We start from the raw sequence: 14485 nt of genomic DNA on the forward strand, positions 1-14485 counted from the left end.
ATTGACTTTTTAATAAAATGCGGGTACACTAATCCTTGAATTCTGAAACCAACGGATCTAAGGAGATTATTATGTGTTCTATCATGATTCAACTTCATTCAATCAAAGAACTTCATTCTTTTATTGATATTATCAATGAATATCCTGGCAGTTATGAAATCGCCAAAGGTTCCTACGCAGTCAATGCGAAATCACTGATGACCCTTCTGAGTCTGGATCTTTCAAAACCTTTTAAACTTATCATTTCCTCAGAAAACGCGGACGAGGTTCTTAACAAAATTCAGCCGTTTATTTTACATGAATAACTTCTGTTGTGTCAATGGCTTCTTTCATCAGATCATCGATCACATCTTTCAGATGCTCTTCTGATTTCTGAATTCTCTTTAAATTTCCTTTTGTTACCGGATGTTTTGCCACGAAAATCGTACAGCAGTCTTCAAACGGCTGGATGGATGTTTCAAACGTTCCGATTTTTTCCGCGATATCCACAATTTCCTGCTTGTCCATTCCAATACATGGACGGAATACCGGAAGTTCACATACTTCATTGGTGATTGCCAGGTTGTGGATTGTCTGACTTGCTACCTGTCCGATGCTTTCTCCTGTGATCAGCGCCAGATCTTCCCTTTCCTTTGCAAAGTGTTCTGCAATCTTCATCATATATCTGCGCATGATGATCGTTAATTCATCATGAGGGCATTTTTCATAAATTGCAAGCTGGATATCTGTAAAGTTGACTACATGCAGATCGATCGGTCCTGCATACTGAGCCACGATTTTGGCCAGGTCTACTACCTTCTGTTTTGCCCTCTCGCTTGTGTACGGCGGAGCATGGAAATAAGTAGCATCAATCCTTACTCCTCGTTTTGCGATCATATATCCTGCTACCGGGCTGTCAATTCCTCCGGACAGCAGAAGCATGGCTCTTCCATTGGTTCCTGCCGGCATTCCGCCTGGGCCCTTGATCTCCTGAGAATAAATGTAAATATATTTTCTTACTTCGATATTCACCATAACATCCGGATGGTGTACATCCACTTTAAGTCCCTCAAACGCATCCAGCAGCTTTTCTCCAATATCCATATTCAGCTCCATGGATGTCATTGGAAACTGTTTGTCGCCTCTGCGGGCATGGACTTTAAATGTGAAATCTTTGACCGGATACTGTTCATCAATAAATGCCAGAACAGTTTTTCTCAGATGGTCGATATCTTTTGTCTCTTCTACCACCATCGGACAGATTCCCACAATTCCAAAAACTTTCTGCAGGGCTTCTACCGCTTCATCGTAATCAAAGTCTCCCCTGCCTTCCACAAACATACGGCCGGATTCTTTTCTGACATCAAAGTCTCCCACCGGTTTCATGGCAAAACGAATCTGACGCATCAGAGCGTCCTCAAACATAAAGCGATTTTTTCCTTTGATCGCAATTTCTCCATACTTGATCAAAAAGGCTGTTACCTTCATTTTCTTCTCCTTTTCTTATCTTCTTACAAACCTCCGAAGCATTGGTACCAGTTCTTTTAGTGCTTCGATCGTTTCATCTACTTCTTCTTTTGTATTCTCTAACGAAAAACTAAACCGGAGGGTTCCGTCTTTATATTCATCCGGAAGTCCGATTGCATTTAAAGTGCCGCTGACCGGCTGCTTTTTATTGGAAGAGCAGGCAGAACCTGAAGATACATAAATTTCTCTCTCCTCCAGAGCATGAAGCAGGACTTCACTTCTCAGCCCTTTAAAACTAATGCTCGCAATATGAGGCGCTTCCCCTGAGTTATCAATAATATCATCAATTTCCTGAATTCTTTCCTGAAAATACTCTTTGATCTTCCGAATCTTGTCCGCATTCTCATATTGTTCTCCGATCATCAGTCTGCATGCGCATCCAAGTCCGGCAATTCCAGGTACATTTTCTGTTCCGGAGCGCATTCCTTTCTGCTGACCTCCTCCGTAAATCAACGGCTGTATTTTCGTACCTTCTCGTACATAGAGAAAACCAACCCCCTTCGGTCCATGAATTTTATGGCCGCTCATGGAAAGAAGATCAATTTTCATATTTTTCGGCGTGATTGGCATTTTCCCATAAGCCTGGATCGCATCGACATGAAATACTGTTTCCGGATTCTTTTTCTTTATAATCTCACCGGCTTCTTTTACCGGCTGCACGGTTCCGATTTCATTATTGACAAACATCAGTGATACCAATGTTGTATCCGGGCGAATGGCTTCCTCCAGCTCATCCAGACGAAGATATCCTTTTTTATCTACGTCCAGATATGTAACCTCAAATCCCTGTTCTTCCAGAAACCGCATTGGTTCATAGACTGAGGCATGTTCAATCCTGGACGTGATAATATGTTTCCCGCGTCTGTGATTTTTCATTGCTGTGCCAATGATCGCCGTATTGTTGGATTCTGTGCCTCCAGAGGTAAAAAAGATCTCTCCGGGCTTTGCTTTCAGCGATTTTGCAATTACATCCTGCGCCTCTTTTATCAGATTTTCCGCTTCCATCCCTTTGATATGTTTTGCGGATGGATTTCCATAGATCACCTGCATTGCCTCTTCCATTATTCTGACTACTTCAGGAAAAGCTTTTGTTGTGGCCGCATTATCAAAATATATCATCCTGTTTTCCTCCATCTCTATTCTTCCAGCAAAAACATCAAAATAGACAGTACTGTCATTCCAGCTGTTTCTGTCCTCAAAATTCGTTTCCCAAGCGTGATGATATCTCCTCCGGCTTCTTTGGCCAGTTCAATTTCTTCCCGGTCAAATCCGCCTTCCGGTCCGATTATAATTCCTATGGATGCTTTTTTCTTCCCTTGTCTCAAAATTTTTCTGGACTCTTCCATTCCCCTGGCCTCTTCATAAGGAACCAGAAGCATATCAAGCCCCTCTGCATCTTTCACGGCAGTCTGAAAGTCCACAACTTCAGATACCTGCGGAATCACTCCTCTTCTTGCCTGTTTCGCTGCGCTTTGAGCAATTGCATTCCACCGTCGGATCTTCTTTTCTGCCTTCTTTTCATCCAGCCTGACAACACATCGTTTCATGCGGACCGGAACGATCCTGGCGGCTCCAAGTTCTACGGCTTTTTGTATGATCCATTCCATCTTATCGCCTTTTGGCAGCCCCTGATACAAAACAAGTTCTGTCTTCAGTTCCGTTTCCATTCCATGAATATCCAGAATCCTTGCACGGATCCCATCTTCTGAAAATTCTTCCAGGCTGCATTCATATTCCAGATCATTTTCACAGCTTAAGAACACTTTATCCCCTGTTTTCATCCGAAGCACATTTTTAATATGGTTTACATCTCCGCCCCGGATCCAGATTTCATCCTGACCGATCTGTTCTTCTTTTATAAAAAATCGATGCATTCTATTTCCTCTTTCCCGCTGTAATGGATACCCAGTCTTTCATCCGCCTGGTTTCCAGAATATCAAAACCGTAATTTTTCAGTTTTTCTGCGATTTCCTGCTCTTTTGTATCAATAATTCCGGACAGAACAAAAACCCCGTCTTCTGTCATAAACTGATCCGCAATCTCAATCAGCGGAAGCAGGACATCCGCCAGTATATTTGCCACGACCAGCGGATAACGTTCCTTCCCGATCATCCGGGCAAACTCCTGATCCTCCAGAATGTTTCCCTGGTATACTTCATATTGATCTTCTGAAATGTGGTTCACCTCAAAATTTTCCTTCGCGGCGGCAATCGCATTTGGATCAATGTCTGTCAAGACCGCATGAGAAGCTCCCAGTTTCAACCCGATGATTGAAAGAATACCGCTTCCGCATCCCACATCCAGCATCCTGGATCCCGGTTTGATATATGGCTTCATCCCTTCAATGCATAATTTTGTTGTCTCATGAGATCCTGTCCCAAAAGCGGTCCCAGGATCAATTTCTATAACAATCGTATCTTTTTTTGGATTTTCAAGCGTCTCCCAGGTTGGTTTTATAACAATCTGCTCATCCAGCTGAATTGGCTTAAAATATTTCTTCCAGTTGTTGACCCAGTCTTCTTCTTTTGTTTTGTCAAAGGAAATGGTTCCTTCTCCAATCTCCATAAACTGACTGAGCCGGTGAAGCATCTCCTGAATCTTCCATGTAATATCTTCCAGGTTTTCTTCCTCATCAAAATAGCAGTGAATTTTTGCGGTACCATCATCGGGAGCGATCTCATCCGGCAGAAGATCCACATACATAACCTTCATTTCTTCTTCCGTCAGCGGAACATGATCTTCTACTTCAACACCTGCCGCTCCCAGCTCTGTCAGTTCATAACTGATCATGTCTTCTGCTGTTGTAACCGTATGGATCGTAATCTTATTCCATCCCATGTATTACTAACTCCTTTCCTGTTTTTTTCCGTATCAAGGCATATCAATTTATTAGTGTATCATAGAAGTTTCTTTCATACAAGGGATATCCCGCATTTTAATTATAGACGACCACCACATCTCCTTCCTGGATTTTTGTCTGTCCTTTTGGAATGATATTCCGATCTTCCCTTTTGATCATAGCCACCAGTACATGATCCTCCAGATCCAGATCTTCAATCCTGCAGCCGTTCCACGGATGGTCTTTGTCTATGGTGATCTCTCTTAATTCGATATCATTCACAGATTCATAAGCTGGCACATTTAATACAACTTCATCTCCTGCCAGGATCCTGGTGTCTCCCTTCGGTATGATCGTTTCATCCTGTCTGCGAATCAGCATTGCCAGAGAGCCTTCTGGAAGATTCACATCCCGGATCAGCTGATTCTGCCATCCATGGCCTTCATTGATATGAATCTGCATCAGATTCATGGACGCATCATCCTGGTAATCATTAAATGTCGTCAGCACATCATTATTATTATCAATCAGATTTAATTTCTCCGCAACGGCCGGAAGCAGCGTACCCTGAACCGCAACTGACAGAATTGCCAGGCCGAATACAATATGAAATACATACTCTCCCTTATATATGCCGCTTACCGTGGCGAAAATCGCAAAGATGATCGATGAGGCTCCCCTGAGTCCTGCCCATGAAATAAAGATTTTTTCCCGGATTGAATATTTTTTCCCGGTCAGAAGAAATACAGCCAGCGGCCGGGCAACTAACGTCAGAAATAAAATGATGATCAGTGTATTTGGAAGAAAGCCAATCATCTGTGATGGAAATGACAACAGTCCCAGCAGAAAGAATGCCGCCATTTGTGCCAGTGTCGTAATGTTATCCAGAAAATGTATGATATCCGCTTTATTTTTCATTTTCGTATTTCCCATGATAATTCCTGTCAGATAGACAGAAAGAAATCCATTTCCATCCAGCACGACTGCCAGGGCATAAGATACCATAGCAACGGCGATCATAAAAATCGAATCGAAGCCGCCCGCATAAAAACGAAATTTACGGATAATCCGGGGCGCTATGATTCCCACAAGGACTCCCACCGCGATTCCCACAGATAATTCCAGGATAATTACAACTCCCAGAGAACTGACCGCTTTTCCTTCCATGATCGTCAGAGCAATGACTGTCAGCATATACGCCACCGGATCGTTGCTTCCACTTTCAATCTCAAGCAAAGGTGCCAGATCACCCGCAAGATTCAGATTTTTCGAACGAAAAATAGAAAAAACTGCCGCTGCATCTGTACAGCTTACTACAGAACCGATCAGAAAACTTTCTGCAAATGGAAATTTCAATAAGAAGTGACAGCACAGGGAAACCAATCCCGCCGTCATAATAACCCCGACCGTAGATAAAAGAAGCGCTCTCGGAGCGGCCGGCCTGGCATGTTTCCAATTGGTAGAATAGCCTCCATAGAACATGATAAATACCAATGCGGCCGTACAAATGTCTTCGGCCACAGCAAAATCAGCAAAATCTATTTTGAAAATGCCATCTGACCCAAATAACATACCAAGCAGCATAAAAATCAAAAGGCTGGGAACTCCCAGCTTATTGGAAATCTTATTGGAAAAAATGCAAAGGATCAGTACGGCTGCACATAATAAAAAAAACGTTTCCATTCGTCTTCTCCCCTTTCTGTAAGTTCGTTTTATATCAAAAAACACAGTTTCCTATAAAACAGAAAAACCGGCGAAGCAGTCACAAAACATCCTCCGTCGGTTATATAGATTTATTTTATCATAATTTACTGTCTTTTTTCAGTTTATTTTACTTCTTTTTGAATCCTTCCATCTACAGAAAGAACAAAAACCGGAACCGGAAAATCCTTTCCGGAAAGTTCTGCCGCCTTTTGAACCGCAAGTTCCATTCCCCTGCAGCATGGAACTTCCATACGGACAACTGTTATGCTTTTGATTTCGTTTCGCTTTAAAATCTCTCCCAGTTTTTCGGAGTAATCCACTCCATCCAGTTTCGTGCACCCGATCAGAGTTACCTTGTCTTCCATAAATGTTTTGTGGAATTTTCCATAGGCATACGCAGTGCAGTCTGCGGCAACCAGAAGATCAGCTTCCTGAAAATAAGGCGCCTGAAGCGGCGCAAGCTGAATCTGTACCGGCCACTGAGCCAGCATAGTACCTGATTTCTTCTTCATATTTTTCATAACGGCTTCTCTGTCATAAGGCGCTGCTTCTCTTTCTGCGAAAGAAATGGCATCCTGCGGACAGACCGGAAGGCAGTCCCCTAAGCCGTCACAATAATCGTCCCGCAGCAGCCTGGCTTTGCCATCCACGATTCCAATCGCTCCTTCGTGGCATGCTTCTGCGCAAAGGCCGCATCCGTCACACTTTTTTGTATCAATCTGTATCATCTTTCGAATCATATTCCTTTTCCTTTCTCAACTCTGTGATGATACCATTGTAATCCTTGTTTTATAAAAAGTCTGTTGTAATTACAACACTGCCGGGACATTATCAGTCCCGGCAGCAGCCAGATCCAGCCGGATATCAGCCGGCTGTTCTCTTACACTCTCCATGAGATTTTACAAAAAAAATGGTTTTCTCCGGAAAGTTCCTGATATTTCTGCTTCATCATATAAATAATCTCATGGAGCGGAGCGGATTTTTCTTTGTTGACTTCTTCACGGATCATCTCTTTGATTGCCGCGTCTCTCGCTTCCCGAAATGTACTATAAGTTCCAAGATGACTACAGCTCATCTCTTCTCCTTTTTTGTTCATTCGTTTTTTTAATATATATTCTGTTTGATTCTTCTCGATAAAAAAGTTTTCTTTAATATGCATCATTATCAAATCTCCTTTCTTATACATCGGATCAATGGCATTATATACCATTTTTGTGCCTGATTTGTATCAATTCTATTACCTCTTTTTAAAAATTTTCTTAAAATATTATGATGTACACAGAACACAATATGCAAATCTTACACTTATTTATAGTATTCACAAGAAAATATTTTTGATACAATGCATCTATCTGATTAGAAATTATTGGCCAGAAGCAGCAGCGCAACCAGTCCCGCGACTGCAAAGGTTCCAATTCCTGTGCATATGGAAATAACCAGAATGAACCGGTCTTCTCTTCCACATATCTTTTCAATAGCCGCGCAGACCATGATTCCGATGATGCCTCCGATCGTATTGGCAAGGACATCTGTAATATCTGTTCTGCCGATCGCCAGAATAAACTGCAGGGTTTCATATGCTATGCTGATCAGAGCTGCTGCAGCAATCTCCCGTGATAAATTTCTTTTCCCTGCCAAAGCCCGGATAAATACCCCAAGAGGGATAAATGCGATTACATTCTGCAGAATCTCCCCGGCATCCAGCTTTCCATTTACAATTACAGATCCTTTCAAAGGAATCAGATTCAGGCTTCTTATATGTCCTAATTCTTCCAGCGAAAAACTCATCTTGAAAACAATGATCCATGTTAATATAAGAAAATACACAACAAACATGACTGCCAGAAAGTTCTTTTTCATTAATACCACCTCCATTTTTTCTCATCTTACCAAATAAATTCAAAGAATCATGGAGATTTCTCTTACATTTTTATTACGATTTCTTTCTAGTTCAATATGCTATTTCCCAAGCTGCTGCCTTACAAACAAGACCGCTCCCAGCAGATTCGCATCATTGTCATATCGGCACCGCTCAATTCTCGTGTCTGCGATATCTTTAAAATCATGTTCTACCACATTTTCCATCATATAACGAATCTTATCGATAAACCAGTCTTCTTTGGAAATCCCGCCACCAATGCATATAATTTCCGGACTGTAAAAGGTAATGATAATATACAGCCCTAATATAATATTTTTGCACCATTCATCCATGGCCTGGATCGCCGTTTCATCTCCGGCAAGATAAAGATCAGTAATTTCTTTTCCATATTTCAGCTGCTGTTCTTCTTCTACTTTTCGATTGTAAATCTCAATCAGTGCCGTCATGGAAGCGATCTCACACAGGCCTTTTAGTTTGTTCGGCTCATCCTCCAAAAAGCCAATTGGAAGCTGGGAAAATTCACCGGCAATCCGGTTCTGTCCCTCAATTACTCCCTTTTCATCACAGACGCATCCCCCGATTCCTGTTCCGATCACAAAATAAACAGAGGATTTGCTTCCCTTCCCATTTCCAATCTTCATCTCACATAATCCGGCGCTTTTTGCATCATTAACTGCCCGGGTTGGAATCTTTAATCTGTCTTCAAATTCTTTATTGACATTGGTTCCATACATCACACAGACGTTCGGCGCCGCTTTTGAGATGATCGTAGAATCTTCCGCCAGCACTCCCGGCGCGCTAATTCCGGCGCATGCCACATTTTTCAAATCCAGCCCGTCGCAGATATAGTCATAGAATGCATCTTTCTCTTCAAACAGCAGTGTTTCTTTTTTCCATTGACGGATAATCGTATTATTTTCATCTATCATTCCATATTTTATATATGTTCCGCCGATATCGATTCCCAAATATTCCATATGCGTCCTCCTTTTATGCAGCGCAGCCGAGACCTGTGAATATCAAGCCCCGGCTACTTCTTTTATTATTTAGACAATGTATCTATTTTTTCATACAGGTCGATCACCTGCTCTGCCATCATTTTAAACACTTCCGCACTCATCATCTGATCTTCGGCATGTGCCAGAATCAGAGAAATCACAGATTCGTTGGAACCCGCTTCCTGCTGTATCAGGTCGGTATGCGGTCCATGCCCTTCTTTGAGCATCTTGTCTCCTTCTTCAATCATAGCTCTGGCTTCATCGTAAAGACCTTCTTTGGCCTTATTTACAGCTTCCATGTAGGCCGATTTTGCACCGCCGGCAGCTGTGATGATCTGAAAACAAATTAATTCTACACCTTCCATAATGATATAATCTCCTTATTCCTGGTTTTGAGCTTCCTGTTCCTGTTTTACATATGTTCTGTCAACCATACGGACAAATGGCAGGTACACAAAGAAGCTTAACACTAAAATCAAAAATTGTAAAATCGCTGTTCTTACTCCGCCGATCAGCAGTCCGGAAATGATTGGAGGACATGTCCATGGCAGAACGACTCCTCCGTACATCGGACAGATTCCTGTATAGATTGCAAAATACTCAATCAGGCCGGAAAGCACAGGCATCAGTATAAACGGTACCGCAAGCATCGGATTTAATACGACCGGAACACCGAATAATACCGGTTCATTGATATTAAAGAATGCCGGAGCAATTCCTATTTTACCAATCTGTCTCAGCTGAGCAGATTTTGAGAAAGCAAACATGTATAGTACCAGTCCGATAGTCAGTCCTGCGCCGGTTACTGTCATAAACTGATCAAAAAACTGCTGTGTTACAATATGTCCGCCGTTGGCAAGAGTCAGTTCTTTTCCTGCATCCAGGATTGCCTGGTTTGCTGCAGTATTAGATGCAAGCATAGGACTCATGATTCCTCCGATGATCGTAGAACCATGAACACCGAAGAACCATAAAAATGGTACCATAAGACCCATTCCGATCACGCCTCCTACAGAGTCTGTCATTCCCTGTAAAGGTGCCTGGATTACGCTGTAGATCCATTCCATCGGAGTTGAATGCAGTCCAAGATTTACAACCGCGTATAAAATCGTTACGCCAATGATGATAACCGCACCAGGAATCAAAGCTACGAATGCCTGAGATACGCCTTCTGGCACACCTGCCGGCATCTTGATCGTAATGTCTTTTTTCATGAAGATGGAATAAATCCATCCAACGATCAGACCCATACCAAGGGCTCCTACCATTCCCTGTCCTCCAGTCCATGTTCCCTGGATGGCATTGACGGCACTTCCGTCTGCCAGAGTGAGGCTCTGAGGCTGCAGAATCAGATAGCAGCATAAGGATATAACACCTGCCGGCAGTCCTTTATAACCTTCATTCTGTACATATGTAAATGCGATACCAACAGATGCGATCATGGACATAATTCCGAATGTAGAATTATACGCCTGATTCAGAACCGGTGTTACGCCGACTTCCGCAAGCCATTCCGTGAATGCCGGAATCGGGAAATTAGCGATCAAAAGGAATACGGCACCCACGATCATCATCGGCATGGAATACAGCAGTCCGTCTTTCAATGCCTGAATGGCTTTTGTATTGATAAATGCCATAACCTTTGGAACAACTTTTTCATTCATAAAATCTTTCATCTTTTCTACCTCTCTTTGTTTCCTATTTTCCTGCTAATTTTTTCGCAAAAGCAAGTACATTTTTTCCGTTGCACATACCGTAGTCCTGCATTGGAATTACATCCATCGGAACTCCCAGCTGCTGACAGGTTTTTGAGGCTTTGGCTTTCAGATATCCTACCTGAGGTCCGAGAAGCGCACAGTCGATTCCTTTGGCTTTATCATCCAGATCATTGATCGGATACGCTCTGATGTCCACCTCGGTTCCTTCTGCTGCCGCTGCCTTTTTCATTTCCTCAACAAGTAAACTCGTTGACATCCCTTCATTGCAAAAAAGTCTGATTGTTAACATTGTTACATCCTCCTTTAATCTTATAAAATTTCACCGTTACTTTTGATAACGTTTTTATACCACTCAAAGCTGTCTTTTTTGCTGCGCTTTAATGTACCGTTTCCCTGATTGTCTTTATCTACATAGATAAATCCATATCTTTTCTCCATCTCTCCGGTTCCCGCGGATACCAGATCGATGCATCCCCATGGGGTATATCCTATTAAATCCACGCCGTCGGCATCCACACATTTTTTCATTGCCTTAATATGCTTCCTCAGATACTCGATGCGGTAAGGATCATGGATGGATCCGTCTTCTTCTACTTTGTCATAAGCTCCCATGCCGTTTTCTACGATAAACAGCGGAAGCTGATAACGGTCATACAGCCAGTTCATAGACCAGCGCAGTCCTTCCGGATCCACGGCCCATCCCCAGTCTGTGGTCTCGATATACGGATTGTCTACTTTACATTCTTCCTCATGGTAAATGTATTCCGGATTATTATCTGCTGCTTTAACCACAAAACTCATATAATAACTGAATCCAATATAGTCGACACATCCGTTCTTTAAGATTTCTTTATCTTCTTCCGTCATATCAAGTTCAATGTGGCGGCTTGCCAGATATTTTAAAATGTATGCCGGATATTCCCCTCTCACATGGACATCCGCAAACCAGAACCTTTTCTGCATTCCGGAAAGCGCCATCATCATATCTTTCGGATTGCAGGAATACGGATAGATCGGCGTCATAGCGATCATACAGCCAATCTGGAAATCCGGATTGATTTCTTTTCCAATCCTCACTGCCTCCGCAGATGCAACCAGTTCATAGTGAGCTGCCTGGTACATCACCGCTTCTTTGTTCTCGCCTTCTTCATATACGATTCCTGAATTCGTAAACGGCGCCCATGGATTTTCATAACTTGCCTGATTGTTGATCTCATTAAATGTCATCCAGTATTTTACTTTGTCTTTGTACCGTTTAAAACATACTTCAGAAAATCTTACAAAAGCATCGATACATTTTCTGCTTCTGAATCCTCCGTATTTTTTCACCAGTGCAAATGGCATTTCAAAATGAGACAATGTCACGACCGGTTCAATTCCATACTGAAGACAGGTATCAAACATGTCATCATAGAATTTCAATCCCGCTTCATTCGGCTGTTCTTCCTCGCCTTCCGGAAAAATCCTTGTCCATGCGATGGAAGTACGGAAACATTTAAATCCCATTTCAGCGAATAATTTGATGTCCTCCTTATAATGGGAGTAAAATTCAATCGCCGTATGGTTCGGATAGTTCTCTCCGTCCAGTACACCGTCTGTGATCTTTCTTGCTGTTTTGTAATCACCGGCTGTCATCACATCCGCAATACTAATCCCTTTTCCGCCTTCCTGCCAGCCGCCTTCCAGCTGATGAGCCGCAACCGCGCCGCCCCAAAGAAAGTCTTCTCTCAGCATCTTTCATCCTCCTTTTGTCTGCTTCATTTTTGAACTACACTTATTGTATATCCGGCCGGATGCAAACTCCACAGACGAAAATACCACATTGAATCTGGTAACTGCCAGTTCAATGTGGTACTTTTCAGGACTCTATCAATTTCATTAACGTCTCATAATCCGGATGATCAATCAGCTGCTGAACAGATTCTCTGTTCAGGGCAAACTGCGCCGTCGATTTATAAAACTTCTGACGATTGGAATCATCCCCTCCTTTTACATCGCTTACAGACGTCAGAAAAATTACCTGGACATATTCCCCATTCCACAGCACTTCTTCCGGCAGAACCGCCACATACGCGAAGGTATACGGCGAGCAGATTCTGTTGGGATGAGGGATGGCAATCTTATTGCCGTATTTCATCTGCGCGTATTTCTCTCTTTCCAGTACCAGCTCATAAAAGTCGTCGTCCACCTGCTCCTGTTTCATGATAATATCACAGATTTCCTTCAGGATGGAATCCCTGTCCCGCCCTTTTATATCCGTCAGGAATCTCTCCGGCGTATAATATTTTCTCAGCACGTCGGTGATACCTCTCTCCAGTATATTGGTGATTGCCTGGACATCATTTTCACCCAGGAAAACACTGATTTCAAAAATCGGGCACGGTATCTTCCATGTAATCGGAACTGTGGTAAACACATAATCCACAAGGGAAAAATCAAACTTCTCAAGGCCGATCTTATCTTCCACATAAATCTGATCCACATAATCAGAAAAACTCTGCTCATACTGATATTTCAACAGCTTTAACAGATTTTTTCCGGAATTGCAGACAACCAGAATGTTCATTTTCTCACGGTTGGTATCTTTATTCAGCGCCAGCGCAAAAATCAGCGCAATATAACCGACTTCATCCTCACAGATTTCGGTCTTGTAATAATCCCGCAGTACGGCAGACGCCTGAAGGGCCATATCATAAGCAAGGCAGTACTGTTTTTTAATTTCGTCCAGCATTGGATTGGTCAGCGGCAGTCCGTACTTCAGTCTGACATCCAGCGCCACAAGATGCTGATTCAATGTCATTCTCAGTTCAAAGTTGCTGCAGAAATCCATATGATATTCCTGCTTGATCCGTTCCATCATTCCCAGAGCCAGACGGTCTATTTCCTCCCGTATGACAAAATTATAATCATTCTCGATCGCATTTCCAACTCTTTGCTTCCCAGCCAGATAAAGCAATATGTAATTCTTCTCATCTTTCGAATATCTCAGATGATACGTCTCTTCAATCTTTTCTACCAATTCTCTCTGAAAGCTGATTTCCTTGACCCCGATCGTCGGAAGACTGACGAATTGGAGATTCAAATGATATCCTCTTCTGGTTCTGGAAAACCCAATATATACGTAATCAATAAAATTATCAAACGCTATCTCTGTCAGATGAATTTCATATTTTATCAGAAGCTCCTGCACGTTCTGGGCAATCCACATAAAAGCCTCATTATCTCTTGCTCTGAATTCCTTAAAAGATTTATTCTTAATAAAATAATGGCACAAAAGCCTTCTGAGATCAAATTCGTCTCCTCTGACGGAAATTCCATAATTAGGCTTCCTTTCAATCGTAATGTTGTATTGGTTCATTATCTTTTCCACATTACGAATTGAGCTGGAAAGTGAAGATTTGGAAATGTAAAGCATATCGCACAGGTCATCCATCTTGACCCAGCCATCCAGTTCCAGGAGATATTTCAAAAGAAAGATATTTCGCTCCTGGATGGTTTCCGGAATGTTGCTTTCATTTTCTTCCTGCAGGAAATGCTTAAACTTCTTTTCATCTGTTACTACTAATTTGTATCCGTATCGGGACTTGGAAACGATATCCCCGCCGTGCTGATTCAGCACACTTTTCAGTTCTTTAATTCTGTTCCGGACAGTTTTTTCGCTGACGGCCAATTGCTTTGCCATCAGACTGGCCGGATGATATTCATCCAGCTCCATCATGTTAAGCAATTCTTGTAACTGTATGCGAAGCACCTATATCCACTCCTTTTACAATCAATTCGTTAAATATCATAATATAATGGACTTATTTTTACCATAACCATTTTTACCAGATTGAGA

General features: G+C 42.3%; 15 protein-coding genes. 1 reads left to right on the forward strand and 14 read right to left on the reverse strand.

Translation table 11 applies throughout. From position 1 onward, the window contains the following. Positions 1 to 71 precede the first annotated feature (71 nt). Positions 72 to 305: an HPr family phosphocarrier protein gene (locus tag JMF81_RS05865; RefSeq protein WP_201310519.1), complete on the forward strand. Its 234-nt coding sequence runs from the start codon at positions 72 to 74 to the stop codon at positions 303 to 305. On the opposite strand, the gene thiI is transcribed toward JMF81_RS05865, so the two are convergent. The 14 genes from thiI to JMF81_RS05935 all read right to left on the reverse strand — a co-directional run bounded on the left by thiI (position 289) and on the right by JMF81_RS05935 (position 14398). After that, the gene (gene thiI, locus JMF81_RS05870) at positions 289 to 1467 is read right to left on the reverse strand and encodes a tRNA uracil 4-sulfurtransferase ThiI (protein WP_201310520.1); all 1179 of its coding nucleotides are present in this window, start codon (positions 1465 to 1467) and stop codon (positions 289 to 291) included. The genes JMF81_RS05865 and thiI overlap by 17 nt on opposite strands. Positions 1468 to 1482: 15 nt before the next feature. Next, positions 1483 to 2625 (reverse strand): cysteine desulfurase family protein, encoded by a 1143-nt coding sequence (locus JMF81_RS05875; RefSeq protein ID WP_201310521.1) that lies wholly within the window; start codon positions 2623 to 2625, stop codon positions 1483 to 1485. A 17-nt stretch (positions 2626 to 2642) separates the two neighbouring features. Next, positions 2643 to 3380 (reverse strand): 16S rRNA (uracil(1498)-N(3))-methyltransferase, encoded by a 738-nt coding sequence (locus JMF81_RS05880; protein WP_201310522.1) that lies wholly within the window; start codon positions 3378 to 3380, stop codon positions 2643 to 2645. Position 3381: 1 nt separating this feature from the next. Beyond that, positions 3382 to 4344: a 50S ribosomal protein L11 methyltransferase gene (gene prmA, locus JMF81_RS05885; RefSeq protein ID WP_201310523.1), complete on the reverse strand. Its 963-nt coding sequence runs from the start codon at positions 4342 to 4344 to the stop codon at positions 3382 to 3384. Positions 4345 to 4441: 97 nt separating this feature from the next. Continuing rightward, positions 4442 to 6028, reverse strand: coding sequence for a potassium/proton antiporter (locus JMF81_RS05890; RefSeq protein ID WP_201310524.1), 1587 nt, complete (start codon positions 6026 to 6028; stop codon positions 4442 to 4444). A 143-nt stretch (positions 6029 to 6171) separates the two neighbouring features. Continuing rightward, positions 6172 to 6789 carry an ATP-binding protein gene (locus JMF81_RS05895; RefSeq protein ID WP_201310525.1) on the reverse strand — a complete coding sequence of 206 codons (618 nt, stop codon included), beginning with the start codon at positions 6787 to 6789 and terminating at the stop codon, positions 6172 to 6174. A 140-nt stretch (positions 6790 to 6929) separates the two neighbouring features. Next, a complete protein-coding gene (locus JMF81_RS05900) occupies positions 6930 to 7211 on the reverse strand; it encodes a polysaccharide deacetylase family protein (protein ID WP_201310526.1) in 282 nt (93 codons plus the stop codon). A 194-nt stretch (positions 7212 to 7405) separates the two neighbouring features. After that, the gene (locus JMF81_RS05905; RefSeq protein WP_201310527.1) at positions 7406 to 7909 is read right to left on the reverse strand and encodes a VanZ family protein; all 504 of its coding nucleotides are present in this window, start codon (positions 7907 to 7909) and stop codon (positions 7406 to 7408) included. Positions 7910 to 8008: 99 nt separating this feature from the next. Beyond that, positions 8009 to 8908, reverse strand: a complete 900-nt coding sequence (locus tag JMF81_RS05910; protein WP_201310528.1) for an ROK family protein — start codon at positions 8906 to 8908, stop codon at positions 8009 to 8011. A 65-nt stretch (positions 8909 to 8973) separates the two neighbouring features. Then, entirely contained in the window at positions 8974 to 9294 is a 321-nt protein-coding gene (locus JMF81_RS05915) for a PTS lactose/cellobiose transporter subunit IIA (RefSeq protein WP_201310529.1), read from the reverse strand. A gap of 15 nt (positions 9295 to 9309) precedes the next feature. Continuing rightward, positions 9310 to 10605: a PTS sugar transporter subunit IIC gene (locus JMF81_RS05920; RefSeq protein WP_201310530.1), complete on the reverse strand. Its 1296-nt coding sequence runs from the start codon at positions 10603 to 10605 to the stop codon at positions 9310 to 9312. Between the two features lie 22 nt (positions 10606 to 10627). After that, on the reverse strand, positions 10628 to 10936 hold the full coding sequence (locus JMF81_RS05925) for a PTS sugar transporter subunit IIB (RefSeq protein WP_201310531.1): 309 nt from the start codon (positions 10934 to 10936) through the stop codon (positions 10628 to 10630). A gap of 20 nt (positions 10937 to 10956) precedes the next feature. Then, positions 10957 to 12381, reverse strand: a complete 1425-nt coding sequence (locus JMF81_RS05930) for a 6-phospho-beta-glucosidase (RefSeq protein WP_201310532.1) — start codon at positions 12379 to 12381, stop codon at positions 10957 to 10959. A gap of 124 nt (positions 12382 to 12505) precedes the next feature. Beyond that, positions 12506 to 14398: a BglG family transcription antiterminator gene (locus JMF81_RS05935; RefSeq protein WP_201310533.1), complete on the reverse strand. Its 1893-nt coding sequence runs from the start codon at positions 14396 to 14398 to the stop codon at positions 12506 to 12508. Positions 14399 to 14485: the final 87 nt, after the last annotated feature.

Origin of the sequence: Anaerostipes butyraticus (genome assembly GCF_016586355.1) — a bacterium.
Classification (GTDB): Bacteria; Bacillota; Clostridia; order Lachnospirales; family Lachnospiraceae; genus Anaerostipes; species Anaerostipes butyraticus.